Source organism: Phaeobacter sp. PT47_59 (assembly GCF_028890025.1).
In the GTDB taxonomy this organism is placed as follows: Bacteria; Pseudomonadota; Alphaproteobacteria; order Rhodobacterales; family Rhodobacteraceae; genus Phycobacter.
On record NZ_JARCJL010000025.1, the window covers coordinates 1 to 22,374 of the forward strand.

Here is a 22,374-nt window from a genome sequence, read left to right on the forward strand (position 1 = left end):
CGCCAGCCCGGCCGCGCGCTGCGCTACGCCAAGGGCTTCGCGCGCGGCCTCTTACACCACCCCACGGGGCACTACCGATACGGTGCGACATGAAATGCGCCCTTGAGATTTGTGTCTATGATCGCGTCGATTTCGGCCGGCCCGTGTTCCAATGCGGGAAGAGATGCCGTCGTTCCGGCATTGTTGATGACAGTGTCAAAGACCCGTCCCTTCAGCGCGGCTTCCACCGACTCCGGGTCCGCCACGTCCATCTCTATCACATCGGCCTGCCCCCCTTCCGCCGCTATCTTTGCGGAAAGCTCAGACAAGCGGGCGACGCGGCGGGCGGCCAATGTGACGTCGACATCCTGCCCCGCCAGCAGTTCGGCGAAATGCTCGCCCAATCCCGAAGATCTGGCGGACGACTATCAATTCATCCCGGGCCAGTACGTCACGCTGCGCCGTGCCGGTGATATCGATGGTGTGCGGCGATGCTATTCGGTCAGCTCCGGCCGAGACGATGGCGAGTTGCGCGTTCTGGTCAAGCTGCTGGAAGGCGGAGCGTTTTCCTCTTTCGTTCATAGCGAACTGCCACCGGGCACCGAACTTGATGTCATGACGCCCGAAGGCACATTCGGATCAAAGATACGACAAGGCGGACCACGCACCTATCTCGCCCTGGCCCCGGGCAGTGGAACTACTCCAATCATTTCGATCATCCGCTCGGTGCTTGCCACCGAGGCCGGGGCCAACTTCATCCTTTTTTACGGCAGTCGAACGCTAAGTTCCATCATCTTCCGCGACGAATTGAACGATCTCAAGGATACCTATCCCGGACGGTTCTCTCTTTTTCATACACTGACGCGCGAAGGCACCGATTCCCCACTATTCTCGGGCCGGCTTGATGCGGAAAAGCTGCGCAAGTTCTCCGGTGCCCTGTTCGCTCCGGCAGAAATAGAAGATGCTTTTCTTTGCGGCCCCGCCGAGATGATTCAGGAACTCAAGACCGCGCTCCGCGACCTCGGCGTTGAAGAGAACCGTTTTCATGACGAGCTGTTCGCTCCCGCCGATGCTGACAATACCGCCACCGTCACGCTTGCGCCGCTTACGGCGGAAGCCGCCACTGGAGAAGGAGTTCAGGTCACGGCGATCCTTGATGGCACCGCCCGCAGCTTTGTGATGACACCTGATCAGGAAAGCGTGGTCTCCGCCGCCGCAGCAGGTATCGAACTACCCTATTGCTGCAAGGGCGCAATGTGTTCCACCTGCCGCGCCAAAGTTATCGAAGGCGAGGCAGAGATGACGCTGAACTATGCTTTGGAGCCTCGGTAGTTGAAGGAGAACTTTGTCCTGACCTGCCAGGCCCGTCCGAAAACCAAAAAACTGACAGTCGATTTCGACCACGTTTGACCTGTGCCGCTTTCCGCGACACCCCACGGGCGCGCGGGGCCGGGATCCCCAAGACCTTCGCCAAGTTGAAAGTCTTGGGTCCACGAAAACCCGCGTGCCAGTGTCGGCTAAAAGGTCGGATTCAGGCAAAGCGCACAGAACCCGATCTCAGCGGTCTTTTTGGTTGACGATCAGTTCTGCATTTTCGGGTAGTTCCGAAACAATGTTCACCTCGTCAGCACGAATTCGTGCATGCAGTTTGAAGGTATCAGCGGCGGCTGCTTCTGCGGCGGAAGCGTCGGCACCGTCTTCCAGCACAAGCGAGAGGCGGATCATGTCGCGATCGTTCTCGCGCGTTACCACGGCCTGCGCGGCCTTTGCGCCCGGCGTGCCGATGACAACTTCTTCAACCACGCGCGGATAAACGAAAATCTCGCGCACTTTGACCGCTGCCCCGACCCGTCCCTGCAATGCTGAAATCCGGCTGACGGTGCCATCCGCGTTGCTTTCCAGGGCAAAGGCGCTGTCGCCGGTGCCGAACCGGATCATCGGCCAGGTGGAATCGCGCGCGGTCACGACAACCTCGCCAGGATCGCCATGAGCGACCTGTTCGCCGCTGACCGGATCGCAGATCTGCACCACGCGGTCGGGATGAACCAGGTAGCCTTCGCCGCCATCCTCATAGGCGACAAGGCCCAGATCGGCGGTGGCATAGGCGGCCCAGGTGGACACGCCGTATTCGGCCTCGATCCGGCGGCGCTTGGCCATCCAGTCGCCCATCTCACCGCCGAGGAAGGCTGTCTTCACCTTCCATGCGTCGCGGCCATAGGTTTCGATCACCTTGTCCGCCAGCGTCAGGAAAAACGCGGTCGAAGCGCAGATCGAAGTCACGCCGGTTTCGGCGATGATCTGTGCCTGAAGCTCCGTATTGCCGACGCCTCCGGGGATCACCGTGGCGCCTGCGGCCTGTGCCGCTTCGTCGAACAAAAGCCCCGCGGGCACCAGATGATACATCCAGGTGTTCAGGATGATATCCCCCGGCCCCACGCCTGCCGCCTTGAACAGCCGGTCAAGGCCGTGGCCGCCACCGTCCGAAAGGGCCGGTTCGAAAATCGGGCCGGGGGACACGTAGATCCGCCCGACATCCTTCAGATCCGAGGCCAGGAACCCGCCAAAGGGCGGGTTCTCGCGCTGGATCTTCAGAAGCTCTTCTTTTTTCATCACTGGAAGACGCGAGAGGTCCGCCACCGATGTGACAGCTGCCGGATCGAATCCGGCAGCTGTAAATCGCGATTTCAGGCCAGGAGCTTTTTCGGCCGCAGCGGCATAGGCTTGAGCTATATCTTTGTAGATATCATCAGACATTTCCATGCCTCCTCGTCCAATCTGGTGTTAAAGCGGGCAGTCCTTACGGAAGTTCGGCGCGCGCTTCTCGCGGTGCGACAACACACCTTCCTTGACGTCCTCGCTCATGAAGCCAAGCATCTCCAGCGCGGTCGACGCATCAAAGATCGGCCCGGCCTGGCGCAGCCAGTTGTTCAGCGAATACTTGGTCCAGCGAATCGCGCTTTGCGAGCCGTTGGCCAGTTCGACGGCTGTATCCAGCGCGATCTGCTGCAGCTCGTCATCCTCGACGCACATTGATACCAGACCGATACGCTCGGCCTCTTCGCCCGACACCGGCTTGCAGGTCATCAGATAGTATTTCGCCTTGGCCATCGAGGTCAGCAGCGGCCAGATAATCGCCGCGACGTCACCGGCGGCAACACCAAGGCGGGGATGACCATCGACAATCTTGGCCTTCTTTCCGGCGATCGAGATGTCGGCCAGGATGGCAACCACAAGGCCTGCGCCGGCCGCAGGGCCATTGATCGCGGAAATGATCGGCTTGTTGCAGTTGATGATGTTATAGACGAGATCCTTGGCTTCTTTCCACGTCTTCATGATCTCGTGCGAATTGCCAATCATGTTTTCGATCAGGCTGAAATCACCCCCGGCGGAAAATGCCTTGCCCGCACCGGTCACGATGACCGAATTGATGTCTGGGTCACGGTCGATATCGATCCACATGTCCGTCATCTGGGTGTGGGTTTCGGCATCGACCGAGTTGAATGTCTCGGGCCGGTCGAACGTGATGCGCAGGACGCGATCCGCCGGGTAGTCAAATTTCAGTTTATCGTATTTTGCATAACGATCCGACATGGTTCTATTTCCTCCGTGGGGTATTGATTCAGCCAGGCAGTCCCAGGACGGCCTTGGACAGGATGTTTCTTTGGATTTCGTTCGATCCACCGTAGATCGTGGTAGGTCTGGCCTTGTAGAAACTCGCCAGAACATCGACACTTACGTTGCCGACCTGAAGCGGCCCGATGGAGCCGCCATCGGGACCGGCTGCTTCGATCATCAGCTCGGTGATGCGCTGGAAGCATTCAGTCACCCAAATCTTCAGCATGGACACATCCGCACCGAGCGTCTCGCCACGTTTGAGCTGATCTGCAAAACGGGCATAAAGCGCGGCATGATCTTCCACATCCAGTGCCGCCTGGGCAAAGCGGTCACGGAACACCGGATCGTCAAACGCGCCACGGCCACGGGCAAAACTTTCAAGCTGTCCCAGAGCGTTCTGGGCCAGACTTGGCGAACCGATGAAAATGCGTTCGAAGCTCAAGAGAGCCTTGGCCATCGTCCAACCCTTGTTCAGCTCGCCCACGAGGTTCTCGCGGGGCGTCCGTGCATTGTCAAAGAAGACCTCGCAAAACTCGGTCTCGCCCGACAGGGTCGTGATGGTGCGCACCTCGACTCCGGGTTGATCCATCGGAGCGAGCAGGAAACTGATGCCCTGCTGTTTCTTCGGCGCATCGGGATCGGTGCGCACCAGCATGAAAATATGCGTGGCGTCATGCGCCATCGTGGTCCAGATCTTCTGTCCGTTGATGACAAAGTCGTCGCCGTCAATCTCTGCGCGTGTGCGCAGGTTCGCCAGATCGGACCCGGCGCCGGGTTCCGAATAGCCCTGACACCAGATATCTTCGCAACTCAGGATACGCGGCAGCCAGTAATCTTTTTGTTCCTGGGTGCCGAATTTGATGATCAGCGGCCCGACCATCTGCACGCCCATGTCGCGGCCGCGATTGACGCCCCAGCGCTGCTGCTCTTCGTAAAAGATCAGCAACTTGGCGGCGTTCAGCCCCATACCGCCGAATTCAGCGGGCCAGGCTGGCGCGACCCAGCCCTTGGCGTGAAGCTTGCGGTGCCAATGTTCGATCTCGGCGAACTTCGGTCGGTGCGGCAGGTGACGCAGCTCCTCGGGATATTCCGCCTCGAAGAACTGGCGCACTTCTTTGCGGAACTCTGCATCGGTCATAGCGTTCCAGTCGGTCATTGTGCTGCCCCCTCTGCTTCGCGTGCCTCGAACCATATCCGCCTGTGATAGGCATCGTCGCCCAACCAGGCCGACAGCACCAGCGCCCGGTTCAGGTAGAGCCCGATATCGAACTCATCCGTGTACCCGACGGCCCCGTGCAGCTGGATGGCGTCGCGGGTGATTTTCTTGGCGGCCGTGACGGCGCGCGCTTTGGCGCGGCTGGCAATCGGGGCCCGAACCTTCGGATCGGTTTCGCTGTCCATCTGCGCAAGCGCCTCCCGCACTCCGGCCTGCGCGACCTCGCACATCACGTTGAGGTCGACGGCACGGTGCTGGATGACCTGGAATGATCCGATCGGCTTGTCGAACTGCTCCCGCGTCTTGATGTAGTCGAGCGTGATCTCGAAGGCGCGCTCGCTCAGGCCGACAAGCTCGGCCGCGGCAAGCGCCGTTGCATCGGCGACAGCTTCGGCCAGTGCAGTGAGAACCGCACCGCTGCTGGCCAATTCCGCGGCCGGAGTTCCCGAAAACGAAAGCTCGCCCAGAGAGCTGCCATCCGCCTGCGTCCGCTTGTCGATGACAAGCCCCTGCGCGTCTGCCTCAGCCAGAACCAGAACCGGACCATCATCCTGTTCGGCCACGACAAGGAACCCGTGCGAACCGATCGCACCGACGACCCAGGCCTTGCCACCGGTCAGCTTTCCGTCCGCGTATCGGCAGGTCGCATCGGCAGGCGCCCCGTCGGGGCCGCGTTCCTGCCAGGCAACCGCCAATGAAATTTCGCCGCCGATGAGCTGTGCCATCTTCGGATGATCCGGACAAAGGCGGCGCAGAAGGCCGAGGCTCAGACCGATCGTCGACACGACCGGTTCCGGGGCAATCACACGGCCGACTTCCTCGGCGATGACACCCCCGGCGGCTAGGCCCATGCCAAGCCCGCCCTGATCTTCGGGCACCGCCACGCCGAAAACACCGGCCTCGGCCAGTTCCCGGACCATCTCCGGATCGAAACCGCCCCCGGCATCACGGAGTTGTCGGGCTCTGTCACTTCCGCCCGCCCGTTCAAACAACGTGCGCACGCTCTCGCGCAACAGGCGAAGGTCTTCTTGTTCGCTGGAAAGGATATCAGTTTGTGTCATTTTGTTTTCGCTGGATCATCACGGGGGTGTCGGTCGAAAAAACGACCTCGCCCTCGGGGTTTTTGGCGCTGAGCGTATAGTGCAAAACACCTCTGTCGGGCTTGCTTTTTGACGGTGTGACCGAGTTGACCGTCAGTTCGACATCAAGGGGTTCGTTCGGGTGCACAGGCCGCAGCCAGCGCAAATTGTCAAAGCCCATGCCGCCGATATTGGCAACATCGACCATCATCTCGGTCATGACCGGCTTGAACACCTCAAGCATGGTCTGAAAGCCCGAGGCGATCAGGCTGCCATGTATGGCGGTTGCATAGTCTTCATCGGTGTGCAGCCGCTGCGGATCCCATTCCTTGGCAAAGGCCTTTATTGAATCCGCGCTCATCGGAGCGCTGCGAAAGCGATAGACTTGGCCCGGCGAGAAGTCTTCCAGATACCTCAAGAGGCACCCTCCTTTGCGAAACCGTCATCGTATCCGCTCGCATCCTTGGATATCCGGATGCGGTTGAATTCTTCCAGCTTCGGATAGGTTTCCTTGAACGCCACCAGGAACTCACCCATCGGCGCGTCGAAATAGAGACCACGGTCGTTCACATATTCCATGTGCCGGTGATTCTGTTCGTCGAACTCATGAAAGAGCGCGTCGTGATAGCCGTCGAAGACCAGGGGTTTGACCCCGAATCTTTCACACAGTTCCATGTTGAATGCAGGTGTCACCTTGTAGGCCTCATTCCCCAACCACAGCTGAACATAGCCGTGGTAGATAAAGAGATCGGTCCCCATCAACTCCTGCAACTTGGGTGTATTCAGGTGGTTGCGCACATCCGCGAACCCCAGAGCGGCGGGGATACCCACAGCACGCAAACAAGCCGCCAGAAGAATTGCCTTGGGAACGCAAAACGCCGCTTCCGCCCCAGCGATACGGCTGGCACGGTAAGAGTCCTCATCCAGCGCAAAACAATAGGGATCATAGCGAATATCGTCGCGCACCGCTTCGAACAGGCGGATCGCCTTGTCGCGATTGGTTGCGCCCACAGGGAGATCACGCAAAGCCGATGTCACGAAACCCTGCACTTCCAAGCTATCGCTTTCCACAAAGCGCGATGGCATGACATAACGCTCAGCTTCAGTCGGCAGGTCATCGTCAGACTTGTCCATTGGCCCCTCCTTTTTTCTAACAAATGTTAGATTACCGATTCAAAACCTGCCCGTCAACGGGATTTACTCTGTCTTTGGTTGGTCCAAGCCATAACGCGTATTGTCTTCGCCCAGAGTGGCTGCAACTCCGACCGAATTTCCGGAAGAACGGAACTCCGGCGCAATTGGCAGCGGCAAAGCAGGCGCGTCCCGGCCGGAGATTTTTACTGTCCGCCCGAACACGTCACGCGCTTTGAAATGCGGGTCGCGCGCCGCCTCGGCGGGCGTTTTCACGACCGAACAGCAGCAATCTGCCGCTGCCAGCAAAGGCTCCCAATGGGTCGAGGGGTGTTCCCTCAGACGACGTGCAACCTCTGCGGCGCAGGCATTGGGATCGGACCAGTCATCGCGAAGGGCCACCGGCAAACCAATAACATCGCAGAACGACTGCCAGAACTTTTCTTCCAACGCGCCGACGGCGATCTGACGCCCGTCCGCAGCCGAATAAAGCCGATATCGGGCCAGGCCACCCGTCAGACGGCTGCCACCGCTTTCGATGTTCTGCCCGGCAATCACACCTTCGGCATGGGCCCAATAGGCAAAGGCGAACGCCCCCTCGGCCATTGCGATATCCAGATGCGTTCCCTGCCCGCTTGCCTGCCGCGCAATCAGGGCCAGCAGGATATTCATCACCGCAGGATAGGTTCCGCCTCCGATATCGGCGACCAGCCCGAACGGGGCCGTTGGCTGGTCATCCGGTCCACGACTGAGCGACAGGATACCCGCATCACCGACGTAGTTGAGGTCGTGGCCGGCGGCGCTGGCCTTTGGTCCGGTCTGGCCATAGCCGGTGATCGAACAATAGATGAGACCGGGATTGATCTTGCGCACCGCTTCATAACCAAGCCCCAACCGGTCCATCACGCCGGGACGGAACTGCTCGACCAGAACATCGGCCCTCTCGATCAAGGGGCGCAGACGTTCCACTGCGCCCCTTGACTTGAGGTCGATGGCCACCGATCGCTTGCCGTGGTTCAACACGGCAAATCCGATGCTCTCTCCGTCGATCTTGGGCTCGGTTTGGCGCGCGTCCTCGCCGACTCCGGGACGCTCGAACTTGATCACTTCGGCGCCGACCTCGGACAACATGAGCGTCGCCATCGGACCGGGAAGAAGTGTGCTGAAATCCAGCACCAGGATATCCTTGAGCGGTTGAGCCATCTTCACTGCCTCAGGCGAAGCGCGCCGCGCCGTTGTTCAGAACAACCACGTCGCGTGCCGGAATAGATGCTCGAAACCGGGCCTCGCCGTCCTCTTCCCAGATTTCGAACCGCACGGTTTCGCCGGGATAGACCGGCGCCGAGAACCGAACATCCAGACCGACAAGCCGGGCAGAATCATAGTCCAGCAACGTCTTGAGAATCGCCCGGGCCGCCAGCCCATAGGTCGCCAGACCATGCAGGATCGGGCGGTCGAACCCGACAGAACGGGCAACATCCGGGTCAGCATGAAGCGGATTGAAATCACCGCTGAGACGATAAATAAGGGCTTGGCGCGGCAGGGTATTGATATCACATACATGATCAGGCGCCCGATCAGGCAGCACTGCGGGTGCCGGACCCGCCTGGTTTTCACCGCCGAACCCCCCATCACCGCGACAGAAAGCCGACATCGCCACGCGCGCCAGTTTTTCGCCGCTGTCCGCGTCGATAATATCGCGGCTTTGGTAAATGACGGCTCCCTTGCCCTCGCCCTTGTCGGCGATAAAGTCGATCTTGCTGCGGCCGACAATTCGGCCATGTGTCGGCAGCGGCTTGTAGATGTCGAGCCACTGTTCTCCGTGCAGCACTTTCTGCCAGTTCACGCCGGTTTTCGGATTGCGCAGCCAGAAGCCCGGATACCCCAGGGTAACGGCCATAGAGGGAACCGCCTTCAGACCGTCCTCATAGACAAAGGCCAGTTCTTTCTTGTCTGTCGGATCTTCGCCGAACCCCAGCCCGAGTGCGTAAAGGATGGTATCCCGCTCGGTCAGAGTCTGCTTGATCTCTTCGAAATCCCAATTCGAAAGTGCTTCGAAATCCAGTGGCATGATCTTTCCTCCCTTGATCGCCGTCAGAGCGTGTTTCGTGACCCCAGTATTGCCGTGACCTGGCTGGACAGCACACCGCCATTGCCATGCGCCAGCGCCAGATCAATATCCTTCAACTGAATGCCCGGCGCGTCGCCACGGATCTGACGGGCAGCCTCGATCACTGTGAAGATGCCGTACATCCCGGGGTGCACGCAGGACAGGCCGCCGCCATTCGTGTTCACCGGCAACACGCCGCCAGGCGCGATGCGTCCGCCCTCGACAAAGGCCCCTCCCTCGCCCTTCGCGCAGAACCCAAGATCTTCGAGAAACAAAATCGTGTTGATGGTGAAGGCATCATAGAGCTCGACCGCCTGGATATCCGCAGGGGTCACTCCGGCCGCCGCAAAGGCGCGCGCGCCCGAGTCGCGGGCCGCGGTCACGGTGAAATCCTTCATCTGGGAAATCTGCCGGTGCGAGCTTGCCGCAGCACTGCCCAGCACATAGGCAGGTGCCTTCGGGAAATCCCGGGCGCGGTCCGCGCGGACCATTACGATCGCGCCGCCACCGTCGGTGACAAGACAACAGTCGCGCACGGTCAATGGATCGCCCACCATGCGCGAACCCAACACGTCCTCGCGGGTCAGCGGGCCGCGCTCGAACGCTTCGGGGTTGCGCTGCGCCCAGGCCCGCGCGGCAACGGCCACGTCGGCCAGCTGTTCGCGGGTGGTACCATATTCATGCATGTGCCGCGCCGCCGCCATCGCATAGGCCGAGATCGGATAGCGCGGATTATACGGCGCCTCGTAGGCCGGCGGACGTGAAGCGGTCACCAGTCTGCCCGACGCGGTGCGCTGGTTGGAGCCATAAACAATCAGCGCGACATCACACAGACCGGCGTCCAGCGCCATGGTCGCGGACGTCAGGTAGTTTACGAAGGACGAACCGCCCGACATCGTGCCATCAATGAAACGGGGCTGGATGCCCAGATACTCCGCCGCCATAAGCGCCGGCATGCTGTCTTCCATCATGGTGCAAAACAGCCCGTCGACGTCGGACAGTTTCAGCCCGGCATCGCCAAGCGCCGCAAGCGCAGATTGCGCCATGACATCATAGGCCGTCAGGCCATGGGCTTCTCCGAGACCGGCATGACCGGTTCCCACGATGGCGGATTTCCCCCGAAGTTCAGTGGTCATGGCCTATCCCTCCGACGGTTTGAAAAGCACGGCCGGAACACCCTCGGCCTCGCCCACGAATGCGGTTACAGGCATGTCGATGACGACCTCACCCGGGGCAATGCCCTCGACCCGGCTCATCATCCGGACACCCTCGTCCAGCTCGACGACGCATACGTTGTAGTCGCCGCCCCGTTCGGGCTTTCGGCGCACGACTGTTGTGGTGTGGACCCGTCCCTTGCCGCCGGCCTGCTTCCACGAAATCGCGGTGCCATGACAATGTGGACACAGGACTCGCGGGAAAAAGTGATAGGCCCCGCAGTCGTCGCACTTGGGCAGCAGGATCTCTCCCTCTGCCAGCGCGCGTTGGAAAAGCTGGTCTGGTCCTTTGGCATCCTGCATTGGCGTTCTCCTTCAAGCGACCCAGTCTTTGTTTAAGCGTATTGATAATCTTTCTAACAATTGTTAGATTTAGTCAACCTTTCAGGATCAATTGAGAGAAACTCATGTCAGGTTCAGACTTAGCCCCCCTTTCCGGCAAACTCGTCGTTGCGTTGGAACAGGCAGTCGCCGCGCCTTTTTGCTCCTCGCGGCTGGCCGACGCCGGCGCGCGCGTGATCAAGATCGAACGCAAGGGCGCAGGCGATTTCGCCCGCGCCTACGATACCGCCGCCAACGGTGAAAGCGCCTATTTCACATGGCTGAACCGAGGCAAAGAATCGGTCGCCTTGGACATTAAAGCCGACGAAGACCGTGAAATCCTGCTCAGGATGCTGGAAAACGCAGATGTGTTTATTCAGAACCTGCTGCCGGGCGCGCTGGCCAAGCTGGGGCTCGATTCCGCGAGTCTGCGAGAGAGCTTCCCGCGTCTAGTGACCTGCGACATCACCGGATATGGCGAAGACGGCCCGATGCGCAACGCCAAGGCCTATGACCTTCTGGTGCAATGCGAGAGCGGTCTGGCATCAGTGACCGGTACACCCGACGGACCAGGACGGGTGGGCGTGTCGGTCTGCGATATCGCCACCGGTATGACAGCCCATGCTGGAATCTGCGAAGCACTTGTCGGGCGTGATCGCACCGGCAAGGGCAGCGGCGTTTCCGTGGCAATGTTTGATGTGATGGCCGACTGGATGTCGGTTCCACTGCTGTATCACGATTACCTTGGCAAGCCGACACCTCGTGTCGGACTGAACCACACGGTCATTTGCCCGTACGGGGCCTATGAATGCAAGGACGGTCAGCTTGTCGTCATTACCGTGCAACACAACGGCGAATGGCAACGGTTCTGTGAACACATACTGGGCGATGCGGCTTTGGCAACCGACCCCCGGTTCCATGACAACACGTCGCGAATTGAAAACAAACCCGCGCTCGAAGTTCTCATCAAGGCCGTGTTCGCCTCGCATGACCGCGCCGAGATGCTGAAGCGGCTTGACGCTGCGGGCATTGCCTCGGGCGCGGTGAACGACGTGGCGACCCTGTCCGGTCACCCCCAGCTCGACCGGTCCGTAATTCGCACGCCTTCCGGTGAAATCAACGTCCCGACCCCCCCGATCCGGCGCAGCCTCGGCGAAACGGCACTGGGCCCCTGCCCGGCCTTCGATGCGCAAGGCAAGGCCCTTCGCGCCGAGTTCGGCCGTCGTTCATAAAAAACGGTAGGCAACTAAGTGGACAATCAAATGACCGATGAGAACAATCCGGCGATCCTTCAAGACGTGAAGATCGTCGATCTGACTTCTGTAGTTTTCGGACCTTTGGCGACGCAGATGCTGGGCGATCTGGGGGCCGATGTGATCAAGGTGGAAGGCCCCGAGGGCGATCTTCTTCGCCAGGTCCAGCCATCGCGCAACAAGCTGATGGGTGCCGCTTTTCTGGGGGCCAACCGTAACAAGCGCAGTGTCGTACTCGACCTCAAAACACAAACCGGTCTCGATCAGTTGCGCAAACTGCTCATCGATGCCGATGTGATGATTTCGAGCATCCGGCCTGCGGCGCTTGCCAGATTGTCTTTGGAACCCGAAACCCTGCGCCAGGAAAACCCGAACCTGATCACGGTATCCGCCACCGGTTTCGGACAGGACGGGCCCTATGCCGCCAAGCCAGCATTCGACGATTCCGTCCAGTCGGTGTCGGGATTGGCCAGCCTGGCAACCTTGCGCGACCCCGAGGCACCGCCCGCTTATGCCCCGACAATTCTGGCCGACAAGCTTGGCGGGGTCACCGCCGCCTATGCCGTGATGGGCGCCCTGTTCCACCGCGAGCGTACGGGACAGGCCCAGCATGTCGAAGTTCCGATGTTTGAGACGCTGGCCGCCTTCCTGCTGGCCGAACATATGGATGGCGCCACCTTCGAGGAGGCTCCGCAGGATTTCGGCTATGCCCGCATGCTGGTTCCGCACCGGCGTCCGGTTCAGACCGCAGATGGCTACATCACAATTCTGCCTTACACCAACGTACAATGGGCGCGGTTTTTCAAGACGGTTGGGCGCAATGACATGATCGACCATGTCTGGGTCACGGACATGGACGCCCGTAGCCGCAACATCGGCGCAGTATACGATATGGTGGCGCACATTGCGCTGACCCGGACCACAGATGAGTGGCTTGACCTCATGGAGCAGGCCGACATACCCGCCATGCCAGTGCGCAACCTGTCAGATTTACCGAACGATCCCCATCTTGCCGCAACCGGGTTCTTTCAACGGATTGATCACCCGACCGAAGGTGCGATCTGGACGACACGCCCGCCGGTTCGCTTTTCGGCGACCCCTGCGCGACATGATCATCGCCCGGCCCCGCGACTTGGGGAACACAGCGACGAAATTCTGGGGCCGGGCAGGGAGTAGCCCCACCCGGCACCGGACGGATCAAACATCCATCGAGCGTGCGATCAGTTCCTTCATGATCTCGTTGGTGCCGCCATAGATCATCTGGACCCTGCTGTCGGCATAAAGTCGCGCGATGGGGTATTCCATCATGAAACCGTAACCGCCGTGCAGTTGCAGGCATTCATGCATGACCTCGTTCTGCGTCTGGCTGCCCCACCATTTCGCCATCGAAGCCGTGGCCGCATCAAGTTCGCCCGCTTCAAGACGCGCGAGCCCGTCATTTACGAAGGAGCGTAGCAATTCGGCCTTGGTTTTGCATTCCGCCAGTTTGAAGCGTGTATTCTGGAAGTCCATGATCCGGCTTCCAAATGCCTTGCGGTCCTGAACATATTTCACCGTTTCATCGATCGCAAAATCAATAAAACCGAGCGCGGTAATGCCGATCATCAGCCGCTCCCAAGGCAGCTGCTTCATCAGCTGGTAGAACCCCTGCCCCTCTTCCGGACCAAGCAGGTTCGCCGTGGGCACGCGCACATCCTCGAAGAACAGCTCAGCAGTATCCGAACCTTTCATACCCAGTTTCTTCAGGTTCCGTCCCCGGCGAAAGCCCTCGGCGCCCTCGGTTTCCAGAACGATCAACGAAACGCCCTTGGCGCCGGCGTTGCGATCGGTCTTTGCCACGATAACAACGAGATCCGCCGTGTGCCCGTTTGTGATAAAGATCTTCGAACCGTTGATCTTGTAGTGGTTGCCATCCTTTTCCGCATAGGTTTGTACGTTCTGGAGGTCAGAGCCCGTTCCAGGCTCGGTCATGGCAATCGCCGCAACGCTGTCGCCGCTGACCAGTTTCGGCAACCACTTTTTCTTCTGTTCCTCACTGCCATATGCGTTGAGATAATGGATTACGATGGACTGAATCCCATAGCCCCAACCCGTATCACCGGTGCGCCCCTGCTCGTAGACGGTAATCGCGTCGAACCCGATGCCGCCACCGAACCCACCATATTCTTCGGCAATCGAGCCACCCATGACACCCTGCTGACCGACTGTTTTCCAGAAGTCGCGGTCAACAATTCCCTGCTCCGCCCATTTTTCAATCTTCGGAGCCATCTCTGCATCGAAAAGCCTGCGTGTACTATCGGCGAACATCTTGTGTTCATCCACTGCCCAACTCGGGGAGTTCTTGATCAGAGACATGTTTTATTCCTATCGGTTCATGCTTGCATTGAAGAAATCTAACAAGTGTTTTATTTCCTGGCAATGAACCCGAGGCGTTCTGACGGGGCGTCACAAGGCTTCGGACCGTGCGCATCCGGATTTATCTAATCACGCGCCGCCCATTCGGCTCGTACAAAAAAGGCCCGCCAAAACAGGCGGGCCTTTTTGTAATTTTTTCGCAATGACTTACAGCCTGTCGGTCAGTTCGGGCACGGCGTCGAACAGGTCGGCAACCAGACCGTAATCGGCAACCTGGAAGATCGGGGCTTCTTCGTCCTTGTTGATCGCAACGATGATCTTGCTGTCCTTCATGCCGGCCAGGTGTTGGATCGCACCCGAGATGCCAACAGCGATATACAGGTCAGGCGCGACCACCTTGCCGGTCTGGCCAACCTGCCAGTCGTTCGGTGCAAAGCCCGAGTCGACGGCGGCGCGGGATGCGCCAACGGCGGCGCCCAGCTTGTCGGCCAGTTTCTCGATCAGGGCAAAGTTCTCTTCGGAGCCGACGCCGCGCCCACCGGACACGACCACACCGGCCGAGGTCAGTTCGGGACGATCCGATGCGGCGACCTTGTCTTCGACCCATTCCGACAGGCCGGGGTTGTCCCCGGCACCGATGCTTTCGACCGAGGCAGACCCGCCTTCGCCAGCGGCATCAAAGGTCGAGGTGCGGAAGGTGATGACCTTTTTCGCATCCGACGATTTGACGGTTTGAATCGCGTTCCCGGCATAGATCGGGCGCTCGAACGTTTTGCCATCGACAACGCCGGACACGTCCGACAGGACCATCACGTCCAGCAGCGCGGCAACGCGCGGCATGACGTTCTTGGCGTCCGTGGTGGCCGGGGCGACGATATGTTCATAATCACCGGCCAGCGATGCGATCAGCGCGGCGGTCGGTTCGGCCAGGCGGTGACCCAGCGATGCGTCTTCGGCGACCAGAACCTTGGTCACACCGTCGATCTTGGCGGCGGCGTCGCCTGCGGCAGCAGCAGAGGCGCCCGCGCACAGAACGGTCACATCGCCTAGGGCCTTGGCCGCGGTCACGGCCTTGGCGGTTGCGTCGATTGCCAGTTCACCATCGGTCACTTCTGCGAGAAGAAGAACAGCCATTATACAGCCCCCGCTTCTTTGAGTTTTGCGACCAGCTCGTCCACCGAGCCGACCATGATACCGGCCGCGCGTGCCACGGGCTCGGAGGTTTTGACGATTTCCAGACGCGGCGTGACATCAACGCCGTAATCATCGGCGGTCTTCTCATCCAGCGGCTTTTTCTTGGCCTTCATAATGTTGGGCAGCGACGCATAGCGCGGCTCGTTCAGGCGCAGGTCCACGGTGACGATCGCGGGCATCTTGACCTTGATGGTCTGCAGGCCGCCGTCAACTTCGCGGGTCACGACGGCACTGTCACCGTCGATGTCCAGTTCCGAGGCAAAGGTACCCTGCGACCAGCCCAGCAGGGCTGACAGCATCTGGCCGGTGGCATTCATGTCGTTGTCGATCGCCTGCTTGCCGCAGAGAATCAGACCAGGCTGTTCCTCTTCCACGACCTTGGCAAGGATTTTGGCCACTGCCAGCGGCTCGATATCATGGTGCACGTCATCCGCTGCAACGACCAGGATGGCGCGGTCGGCACCCATGGCCAGTGCGGTGCGCAGGGTTTCCTGCGCCTGTTTGACGCCGATGGATACCGCGACCACCTCTTCGGCCTTGCCGGCCTCTTTCAGGCGTATCGCCTCTTCGACGGCGATTTCGTCGAAAGGGTTCATCGACATCTTAACGTTGGCCAGATCGACACCGCTTCCGTCCGCTTTGACACGAACCTTCACGTTGTAGTCGATCACGCGTTTCACAGGCACGAGTACCTTCATTGGCGTGGTCTCCTTGAGTTTTGCGATAAGGTTTCAACCGAGCTAACGGTCTTTGAATTCTGGAGTTCTTTTTTCCGAAAACGCTTTCATGGCCTCGGGAAAGTCATGCGCGCACAGCAAAACGCTTTGGGCATCGCGCTCGATATCCAGCGCCTCGAGATAGCTGCACTCGGCTGCGGCGCGCATCACACGCTTGGCGGTCTGAACGCCAAACATCGGGTGCGTTGCAATCTCGCGGGCAATTTCCAGCGCCCGTACCTCGACCTGGTTGGCCGGCACGCATTCTTCGACAACGCGCAGGTCCCTGGCGGTGCGCCCGTCGATTTCACGGCCCGTGAGCACAAGCATCCGGGCAACGCCCGCACCGGCGCGCTGGTGAAGCAGCCAGCTTGATCCCGTGTCGGGACAACCGCCGACGCGTGCAAATACTTCGCACAGCCGGGCATCTTCGGCGGCAACGACAATGTCCGCCGACAAGGCCAGGCTGAGGCCCGCGCCAAAAGCCACGCCGCATACCGCGGAAATCAGAGGTTTGCGAAACAGATAGGCCGCGCGTCCGCCATCGTGAACCAGGTCCACCATTTCCGACGTCGCCCGCGCGCCTTTGGCGATCTCGGACTGAAACCCGACAAGATCGCCGCCGCTGCTGAAATGATTGCCACCGGTCATAACAACGACACGGATCGTAGCGTCCCGTTCGGCTTCGCGCAGAAGCGCCACCAGTTCTTCGACGAACCCGATGCTGTAAGGGTTGCGTTTTGTCGGCTGAAGAAAACGCAGGATTCCGACAGGGCCTTCCCTGTCCAGGCGAATAAGCTCAGTCATTCAAGTCTCCATCAGGTCCCGGTCCAGACGGGTGCTCGCTTTTCAGCAAAGGCCTTTGGGCCTTCAATCGCGTCGTTGCTGGCGTAAACCACCTCGTGAAGGCGCTTGCCCTCTTTCAGGCCACCCGCACAGCCCAGGTCCATGGTCGCGCGAACGCCGCCTTTCGCGGCAACAACCGACAGCGGGGCCGCGCTGGCAATGCGTTTGGCAAGGTCAAATGCCCTTGCGCGGACAGCATCGGGAGTGTCTTCGATATAGTTGGTGAACCCGTATTCGTGCAGGCGCTCGATCGGCATCAAGTCGCCGGTCAGAACGATTTCCATAAGGATGGGCTGCGGTAGCATGGACAGTGCCGGCGATGCCCAGGGCGATCCACGACCGATCTTTACTTCGGTGATACCGACCTTGGTCCCCTTGAGACCGACCCGCAGATCGCAATTCAAGGTCAGCATCATGCCGCCCGCCATCAGCGACCCTGTCATCGCCGCGATGATCGGTTTCTTGCAGGCGCGCATGGTCTCGTGAAACGGGTCGCGCATCTTGGTCAGAATATCGACACCCTCGTCGCGTGCGATTTGTGTGGCTTCCTTCAGATCCAGTCCGGCGCTGAAAACGCCGCAATCGGCAGAAGTCAGAATGGCCACACGAACGCTGTCATCCGCCTCGATCTTCTCCCAAGCGTCGGTCAGCCCGTTCGTCGCCGCCACGGAAAGCGCGTTTTTACGTTCGGGCCGGTTGATACAGACGGTCGCAATTCCGTCTTCGATCTTCACGTCAATGGGGCTCATGATACCTGCTTCGCTTTCTCGGGACAATCTAACTGCGGAAAGCTTCCCCGCGACATGTCTGCCGCGGGGAAGCTCTGTCTTATTCGACGGTGAACGTCGCGGAGCTGTGCTTGATGACATCCCAAACAACGTCAAGATAGTCGGCGCTCCAGTCGGTCAGCGGAACCCAGGTTTCGCCATTCCACTGCTCGACCCGGGTCTTGCCGCCACCACCGTGGTCTTTGTCGGTCACTGTAACCGGGGCCATGATGCCGTTTCCATCGAAGTTCTCGATCGATTCATAGGCATTCTTCATGCTTTCCGGTGTGATCGGCCAACCGTTTTCAGTAATTGCGATCCGCGCGGCTTCGAAACCGGCCGAGTAGATCGCCATGCCCGTGTTGTAGTACACGTCGCGCACCAGGCTCTCGGGACCGCTGCCCTTGCCATTGGCATAGTAGGTGTCCAGCATCGTCTTGACGATCGGAACTTCCTGGCCACCGGCCACGTTGGTCCCGCGCAGGATGCCTTTCGCCTCTTGTGCGCCGATATTGGCGATATCGACTTCGTTCAGCCAGTTCACCGACAGATAGCGGTCGATCGGGAAACGGTTGCGGCGCATTTCCTTCGAGGCGACCACATGCCCGCCCGCCAGCAGCCAGCTGATCACGTAGTCAGGCTTGTCGCGGCGGATTTTGCTCCATGCGCCGGCCTGATCCGACCCGGGAAGGGGTACGGGATACAGCTCCAACTCGAACCCTTCCTTTTCGGAAAGCGTTTTCAGGATCTCGATCGGTTCCTGGCCAAAGGGATAATCCAGATAGATGAACCCGATCTTCGCCTTGCTCAAGTCACCGCCCATCTGACCCTTGATGAAGGCAACGTCATTTGCCGCCTGCTGCCAGTACGTCGGACCGACCGGGAAAACCCATTCGAACACTTCGCCGTCCACCGCGTCACCGCGGCCAACGAAAGACTGCATCAGTACGTTACCGTCCTTCATGGCACGCGGCAAAACCGCGTTCGTGACCGGCGTGGACAGAAAGTTGAACAGGAACACGCCTTCGCGCTTGAGCTGCTCGTAGCATTCCACACCGCGCTGCGGTTCGTTGCCGTGATCGCGAATGATGACTTCAACCGGATGACCTTCGATACCGCCATTTTCGTTGGTGTACATCGCCAGGTCCTGCGCGGCCTGGGCCACCTGCGGTGAAATGAACGTGTAGGATTTACTAAGGTCGAAGCAGAGTCCGAAGCGGATAGGCTCCTTGTCCTGCGCTGAGGCAACAGTCGCGCTTGCTGCCAGTGCAGTAGCAACGGCCACTGCCTTAATGTGCTGTTTGACTTTCATGTTATCTATCTCCCGTTGGTTTAGTGTAGGGCGGTGATACCGTTCCGTAAGCGCCACTGCCGCCCCGCGTAGCGTCACACTTCCTGCAATCAGTCATTCACTGCTCGTATTTCGCGGAACTCTCTTTAACCACACCCCACACAACGTCCGTGTACTCAGAGATCCAGTCGGTTTGCGGCACCCAAGTCTCTCCGTCCCACATTTCGATACGGGTCTTGCCCCCGCCGCCATGATCTTCGGCCGTCACCGTAATGGGGGCCATCAGCCCGTTCGCGTCATAGCCCTCAAGCGACTCCAGTCCGGCCTTGTAGGATGTCGGAGTGATCGGCAGCCCCTCGGCTTCCGCCGCCTTGCGCGCGGCTTCGAACATGATCGAATACATGGCCAGCCCGGTGTTGTAGAAAACGTCCTGCGTCTTCTCGATCGGGCCGGATCCCTCGCCCTTGTCATAAAGCTCGGCCATGATTTCCTGATACAGGGCAATATCCTGACCGCCCACGACATTGGTCCCGCGCTTGATACCTTTGGCGGCCTCTTTACCGATGTTGGCGATATCGACTTCGTTCAGCCAGTTGACCGAGATGTATTTGTCCATCGGAATGCGATTGCGCTTCATCTCTTTCGAGGCAACCACATGGGCACCGCCCAGCATCCAGACGATCACATGATCGGGCTTGTCGCGGCGCACCTTGGACCACACGCCGGCCTGGTCGCTGCCAGGCAGTGGCACGGGGTACAGTTCAAGCTCGAAACCCTCTTTCTCGGACAGGGTTTCCAGGATCTCGATCGGCTCCTGCCCGAAGGGATAATCGAAGTAAACAAACCCGACCTTCACATCTGACAGATCGCCGTCATGCAATTGCTTGATGTAGGCGACATCGTTGGCGGCCTGTCCCCAATAGGTCGGCCCGATCGGATAGACCCAATCGAAGACGGTGCCATCAACGGCATCGCCGCGCCCGACAAGAGACTGCATCAGGATACGCCCGTCTTCCATGGCCCGCGGCAGGATAGCCAGAGACACCGGAGTGGACAGGGTATCGAAAACAAAGACGCCCTCGCGGCTGAGTTTCGAGTAGCACTCGATTCCGCGCTGCGGTTCGTTCCCGTGGTCACGCACGATGACTTCGACCGGTTCCCCACCGATGCCGCCCTTCATGTTGATGAGCTTGGCAAGGTCCATCGCGGCCTGCGAAACCTGCGGCGTGGCAAAGGTATAGGCTTTGCTGAGATCGTAGCAGATGCCGATCTTGAATGGCTCGGCCAGCGCCTGGGTGCCAAACATTGCTCCGCCGAACATTGATAATACGGCCAACGCTTTGGTAAGTTTCTTCATTTGTTCCTCCCTGAACAGCTTCTGATTAGTACCTCAACTCAACCAACGTTTGCGTCGGCTGTAGTGCTTGACGTTGTGAAAATCGGTCTCTCCGCCGCCTAGATAGAACTCCTGAATGTCGGAGTTAGATTTGAGCGCCTCGGCGGTGCCGTGCATAACAACGCGGCCGTTTTCGATAAGGTACCCTTGCGAAACGATTTCCAGAGCCGCCAAGGCGTTCTGTTCCACCAGCAGGACGGACAGGCCCTCATCCTTATTGATCTTTTGCAGGATGCCGAAGATTTCCTCGACCAGGAACGGAGCAAGCCCGAGACTTGGTTCATCAAGCATCAACAGCTTCGGCTGGGTCACGAGGGCCCGCCCAATGGCAAGCATCTGTTGCTCACCACCCGACAAATAGCCTGCTTGCGAATTTTTGCGTTCGGCAAGCCGCGGAAAATATCCGTAGATCTTTTCCTTTTCCGCATTCAGCGTTGATCGGGACATTCCGCGTGGCGCGGCGGCGGTCAGGTTCTCGTCGGGGGTCAGGTGTTCGAAGACCCGCCGCCCTTCGATGACATGACAGATGCCCATCTCGACGCGTTTTTGCGCGAGCGCTTCGGTAATGTCCGTTCCCTGGAACGTTATCTCACCTCGGCTGATGCGTCCGCGCTCGGCTTTCAAAAGACCGCTGATCGCTTTCAACGTGGTGCTTTTTCCCGCTCCGTTAGAACCCAAAAGTGCGATCATCTCGCCCTTTGGAACCTGAACCGAAACACCTTTGATCGCCAGCATTACATTGTCGTACAGCACCTCGACACTGTTCATGGACAGAATGTTCTGGGCTTCAACTTTTTCTTGCATCGGCATTCCCCTATTTCTTGAACTGATCGAAGGGCCAGACCATCAGATAGTCTCTGATGTTGCCGTAGAGTTTTCCCAAACCGAGTGGTTCGATCAGAAGGATAATGACGATCAGTGCGCCATAGACTGCGTTCGGGATGTGAGCGAGTGTTTCAACATCGATCTGCATGCCAAGCCCGTCACTCAACGTGACGACGAGACCGTTCACGATACCCGGAACAAGAAGGATCAGGGCAACACCGAAATAGGAACCGATAATGCTGCCAAGGCCGCCAACAATCACCATCGCAAGAACCTGGATCGAAACGGCAACCGAGAATTGCTCGGGTGCGGCGAGAAAGAAAAAGGTGGCAACAAGCAACGCACCGCTGACGCCTGCGATGAACGAAGAAGTCGCGAATGCGAGGATTTTGTAGTAGAAACTGTTCACACCCAGGATCGCGGCCGCAAAGTCTTTTTCCCGGACAGCGACCAAGGCGCGACCGAGTCCAGTCCGCTTGAGATTAAGCATGAAGATCGTCACCAACACACACCAGCCGAAGGCGACATAGTAGAAGCCAGTATCAGTGGTAATCTCTTGCCCGAGCAGCGCCAATGTCGGTGACTGGAGCGACGCGTGTGAGCCCCCCGAGATCGCCGGAGAGTGGGTCAGAACCCAGTCCATCACGAATTGCATAGCGAGAGTAGTGAGAGCGAGATAGAGGCCCTTGACCCGCAAAGCGGCAAAAGCGAACAGGCTGCCGATCACGGATGACGTCAATCCGCCGATGATAAGGGCGAATTCCCACGGCACCCCGAAACGCGCGGCATGGATCGACGAATACGCTCCAACGGCCATGACTGCAGCATAACCCAAGTGAAGTTGGCCTGCCCAACCTGTCACCAGATTCAATCCAAGCGCGGCGGCCGTCCAGATCAGCCAAGGAAGCATGTAGCTGTTCAGATAAAGCGACGGGATGATGAATGGCGCGGCAAGGCCAATCAAGAAGATGAATGCTGTCAGATTCCGGTCAGCAGGCACCTTGAAGATTCGGCTGTCCGAAACGTAGTTGGCGTGATGGACGCCAGAAAGTCTGTAAAACATGCC

General features: G+C 59.2%; 23 protein-coding genes. 3 read left to right on the forward strand and 20 right to left on the reverse strand.

Going from position 1 to position 22,374, the window contains the following annotated elements:
• Positions 1–71: 71 nt before the first annotated feature.
• Positions 72–383 carry an SDR family NAD(P)-dependent oxidoreductase gene (locus PXK01_RS17810; RefSeq protein ID WP_185959051.1) on the reverse strand — a complete coding sequence of 104 codons (312 nt, stop codon included), beginning with the start codon at positions 381–383 and terminating at the stop codon, positions 72–74.
• Here PXK01_RS17810 and PXK01_RS17815 point away from each other — a divergent pair.
• Positions 334–1,311, forward strand: coding sequence for an FAD-binding oxidoreductase (locus PXK01_RS17815; protein WP_169739214.1), 978 nt, complete (start codon positions 334–336; stop codon positions 1,309–1,311). The genes PXK01_RS17810 and PXK01_RS17815 overlap by 50 nt on opposite strands.
• A 225-nt stretch (positions 1,312–1,536) precedes the next feature.
• Here PXK01_RS17815 and PXK01_RS17820 read toward each other — a convergent pair whose 3' ends face one another.
• The 10 genes from PXK01_RS17820 to PXK01_RS17865 form a co-directional block, all read right to left on the reverse strand.
• Entirely contained in the window at positions 1,537–2,733 is a 1,197-nt protein-coding gene (locus PXK01_RS17820) for a phenylacetate--CoA ligase family protein (RefSeq protein WP_229669281.1), read from the reverse strand.
• Positions 2,734–2,760: 27 nt separating this feature from the next.
• A complete protein-coding gene (locus PXK01_RS17825) occupies positions 2,761–3,570 on the reverse strand; it encodes an enoyl-CoA hydratase/isomerase family protein (protein ID WP_028095226.1) in 810 nt (269 codons plus the stop codon).
• Between the two features lie 28 nt (positions 3,571–3,598).
• On the reverse strand, positions 3,599–4,750 hold the full coding sequence (locus PXK01_RS17830; protein WP_136340186.1) for an acyl-CoA dehydrogenase family protein: 1,152 nt from the start codon (positions 4,748–4,750) through the stop codon (positions 3,599–3,601).
• Positions 4,747–5,871: an acyl-CoA dehydrogenase family protein gene (locus tag PXK01_RS17835; RefSeq protein WP_142494375.1), complete on the reverse strand. Its 1,125-nt coding sequence runs from the start codon at positions 5,869–5,871 to the stop codon at positions 4,747–4,749. Before PXK01_RS17835 ends, PXK01_RS17830 begins: the two co-directional genes overlap by 4 nt.
• Positions 5,858–6,307 (reverse strand): MaoC family dehydratase, encoded by a 450-nt coding sequence (locus PXK01_RS17840; protein WP_027264320.1) that lies wholly within the window; start codon positions 6,305–6,307, stop codon positions 5,858–5,860. The genes PXK01_RS17835 and PXK01_RS17840 overlap by 14 nt, the downstream gene beginning before the upstream one ends.
• Entirely contained in the window at positions 6,304–7,023 is a 720-nt protein-coding gene (locus tag PXK01_RS17845; RefSeq protein ID WP_028284916.1) for a transglutaminase-like domain-containing protein, read from the reverse strand. The genes PXK01_RS17840 and PXK01_RS17845 overlap by 4 nt, the downstream gene beginning before the upstream one ends.
• A gap of 63 nt (positions 7,024–7,086) precedes the next feature.
• Positions 7,087–8,223, reverse strand: a complete 1,137-nt coding sequence (locus tag PXK01_RS17850; protein WP_142494376.1) for a CaiB/BaiF CoA transferase family protein — start codon at positions 8,221–8,223, stop codon at positions 7,087–7,089.
• A gap of 10 nt (positions 8,224–8,233) precedes the next feature.
• Positions 8,234–9,091 (reverse strand): MaoC/PaaZ C-terminal domain-containing protein, encoded by an 858-nt coding sequence (locus PXK01_RS17855; RefSeq protein WP_185959052.1) that lies wholly within the window; start codon positions 9,089–9,091, stop codon positions 8,234–8,236.
• 23 nt (positions 9,092–9,114) lie between these two features.
• Positions 9,115–10,266: a thiolase gene (locus PXK01_RS17860; RefSeq protein ID WP_142494377.1), complete on the reverse strand. Its 1,152-nt coding sequence runs from the start codon at positions 10,264–10,266 to the stop codon at positions 9,115–9,117.
• Positions 10,267–10,269: 3 nt separating this feature from the next.
• The gene (locus PXK01_RS17865) at positions 10,270–10,647 is read right to left on the reverse strand and encodes a Zn-ribbon domain-containing OB-fold protein (RefSeq protein WP_057796766.1); all 378 of its coding nucleotides are present in this window, start codon (positions 10,645–10,647) and stop codon (positions 10,270–10,272) included.
• A gap of 104 nt (positions 10,648–10,751) precedes the next feature.
• On the opposite strand from PXK01_RS17865, the gene PXK01_RS17870 reads away from it, so the two are divergent.
• A complete protein-coding gene (locus tag PXK01_RS17870) occupies positions 10,752–11,897 on the forward strand; it encodes a CaiB/BaiF CoA transferase family protein (protein ID WP_142494378.1) in 1,146 nt (381 codons plus the stop codon).
• 30 nt (positions 11,898–11,927) lie between these two features.
• Positions 11,928–13,094 (forward strand): CaiB/BaiF CoA transferase family protein, encoded by a 1,167-nt coding sequence (locus PXK01_RS17875; protein ID WP_142494379.1) that lies wholly within the window; start codon positions 11,928–11,930, stop codon positions 13,092–13,094.
• Positions 13,095–13,115: 21 nt separating this feature from the next.
• Here PXK01_RS17875 and PXK01_RS17880 read toward each other — a convergent pair whose 3' ends face one another.
• From PXK01_RS17880 to PXK01_RS17920, 9 genes are all read right to left on the reverse strand, one after another.
• Positions 13,116–14,273, reverse strand: a complete 1,158-nt coding sequence (locus tag PXK01_RS17880; protein ID WP_081979662.1) for an acyl-CoA dehydrogenase family protein — start codon at positions 14,271–14,273, stop codon at positions 13,116–13,118.
• 207 nt (positions 14,274–14,480) lie between these two features.
• On the reverse strand, positions 14,481–15,407 hold the full coding sequence (locus PXK01_RS17885; RefSeq protein ID WP_142494380.1) for an electron transfer flavoprotein subunit alpha/FixB family protein: 927 nt from the start codon (positions 15,405–15,407) through the stop codon (positions 14,481–14,483).
• Complete coding sequence (locus PXK01_RS17890; RefSeq protein ID WP_028284925.1) at positions 15,407–16,165, reverse strand: electron transfer flavoprotein subunit beta/FixA family protein; 759 nt, start codon at positions 16,163–16,165, stop codon at positions 15,407–15,409. The genes PXK01_RS17885 and PXK01_RS17890 overlap by 1 nt, the downstream gene beginning before the upstream one ends.
• 42 nt (positions 16,166–16,207) lie before the next feature.
• Positions 16,208–16,990 carry an enoyl-CoA hydratase/isomerase family protein gene (locus tag PXK01_RS17895; protein ID WP_142494381.1) on the reverse strand — a complete coding sequence of 261 codons (783 nt, stop codon included), beginning with the start codon at positions 16,988–16,990 and terminating at the stop codon, positions 16,208–16,210.
• A gap of 11 nt (positions 16,991–17,001) precedes the next feature.
• Positions 17,002–17,778 carry an enoyl-CoA hydratase/isomerase family protein gene (locus PXK01_RS17900; protein WP_028284927.1) on the reverse strand — a complete coding sequence of 259 codons (777 nt, stop codon included), beginning with the start codon at positions 17,776–17,778 and terminating at the stop codon, positions 17,002–17,004.
• Between the two features lie 79 nt (positions 17,779–17,857).
• Positions 17,858–19,108 (reverse strand): ABC transporter substrate-binding protein, encoded by a 1,251-nt coding sequence (locus tag PXK01_RS17905; RefSeq protein WP_043753095.1) that lies wholly within the window; start codon positions 19,106–19,108, stop codon positions 17,858–17,860.
• 97 nt (positions 19,109–19,205) lie between these two features.
• Positions 19,206–20,444 (reverse strand): ABC transporter substrate-binding protein, encoded by a 1,239-nt coding sequence (locus PXK01_RS17910; RefSeq protein WP_407496257.1) that lies wholly within the window; start codon positions 20,442–20,444, stop codon positions 19,206–19,208.
• Between the two features lie 33 nt (positions 20,445–20,477).
• Positions 20,478–21,287 (reverse strand): ABC transporter ATP-binding protein, encoded by an 810-nt coding sequence (locus tag PXK01_RS17915; RefSeq protein ID WP_043753147.1) that lies wholly within the window; start codon positions 21,285–21,287, stop codon positions 20,478–20,480.
• A gap of 10 nt (positions 21,288–21,297) precedes the next feature.
• Complete coding sequence (locus PXK01_RS17920) at positions 21,298–22,371, reverse strand: branched-chain amino acid ABC transporter permease (protein ID WP_028095207.1); 1,074 nt, start codon at positions 22,369–22,371, stop codon at positions 21,298–21,300.
• Positions 22,372–22,374: the final 3 nt, after the last annotated feature.

What these genes read in the sequence shown, in the direction of transcription:
- PXK01_RS17820 (WP_229669281.1), bottom strand. Translation starts at nt 2,733, where the DNA reads ATGTCTGATGATATCTACAAAGATATAGCTCAAGCCTATGCCGCTGCG.
- PXK01_RS17825 (WP_028095226.1), bottom strand. Translation starts at nt 3,570, where the DNA reads ATGTCGGATCGTTATGCAAAATACGATAAACTGAAATTTGACTACCCG.
- PXK01_RS17830 (WP_136340186.1), bottom strand. Translation starts at nt 4,750, where the DNA reads ATGACCGACTGGAACGCTATGACCGATGCAGAGTTCCGCAAAGAAGTG.
- PXK01_RS17835 (WP_142494375.1), bottom strand. Translation starts at nt 5,871, where the DNA reads ATGACACAAACTGATATCCTTTCCAGCGAACAAGAAGACCTTCGCCTG.
- PXK01_RS17845 (WP_028284916.1), bottom strand. Translation starts at nt 7,023, where the DNA reads ATGGACAAGTCTGACGATGACCTGCCGACTGAAGCTGAGCGTTATGTC.
- PXK01_RS17850 (WP_142494376.1), bottom strand. Translation starts at nt 8,223, where the DNA reads ATGGCTCAACCGCTCAAGGATATCCTGGTGCTGGATTTCAGCACACTT.
- PXK01_RS17855 (WP_185959052.1), bottom strand. Translation starts at nt 9,091, where the DNA reads ATGCCACTGGATTTCGAAGCACTTTCGAATTGGGATTTCGAAGAGATC.
- PXK01_RS17860 (WP_142494377.1), bottom strand. Translation starts at nt 10,266, where the DNA reads ATGACCACTGAACTTCGGGGGAAATCCGCCATCGTGGGAACCGGTCAT.
- PXK01_RS17865 (WP_057796766.1), bottom strand. Translation starts at nt 10,647, where the DNA reads ATGCAGGATGCCAAAGGACCAGACCAGCTTTTCCAACGCGCGCTGGCA.
- PXK01_RS17870 (WP_142494378.1), top strand. Translation starts at nt 10,752, where the DNA reads ATGTCAGGTTCAGACTTAGCCCCCCTTTCCGGCAAACTCGTCGTTGCG.
- PXK01_RS17875 (WP_142494379.1), top strand. Translation starts at nt 11,928, where the DNA reads ATGACCGATGAGAACAATCCGGCGATCCTTCAAGACGTGAAGATCGTC.
- PXK01_RS17880 (WP_081979662.1), bottom strand. Translation starts at nt 14,273, where the DNA reads ATGTCTCTGATCAAGAACTCCCCGAGTTGGGCAGTGGATGAACACAAG.
- PXK01_RS17885 (WP_142494380.1), bottom strand. Translation starts at nt 15,407, where the DNA reads ATGGCTGTTCTTCTTCTCGCAGAAGTGACCGATGGTGAACTGGCAATC.
- PXK01_RS17890 (WP_028284925.1), bottom strand. Translation starts at nt 16,165, where the DNA reads ATGAAGGTACTCGTGCCTGTGAAACGCGTGATCGACTACAACGTGAAG.
- PXK01_RS17895 (WP_142494381.1), bottom strand. Translation starts at nt 16,990, where the DNA reads ATGACTGAGCTTATTCGCCTGGACAGGGAAGGCCCTGTCGGAATCCTG.
- PXK01_RS17900 (WP_028284927.1), bottom strand. Translation starts at nt 17,778, where the DNA reads ATGAGCCCCATTGACGTGAAGATCGAAGACGGAATTGCGACCGTCTGT.
- PXK01_RS17905 (WP_043753095.1), bottom strand. Translation starts at nt 19,108, where the DNA reads ATGAAAGTCAAACAGCACATTAAGGCAGTGGCCGTTGCTACTGCACTG.
- PXK01_RS17910 (WP_407496257.1), bottom strand. Translation starts at nt 20,444, where the DNA reads ATGAAGAAACTTACCAAAGCGTTGGCCGTATTATCAATGTTCGGCGGA.
- PXK01_RS17915 (WP_043753147.1), bottom strand. Translation starts at nt 21,287, where the DNA reads ATGCAAGAAAAAGTTGAAGCCCAGAACATTCTGTCCATGAACAGTGTC.
- PXK01_RS17920 (WP_028095207.1), bottom strand. Translation starts at nt 22,371, where the DNA reads ATGTTTTACAGACTTTCTGGCGTCCATCACGCCAACTACGTTTCGGAC.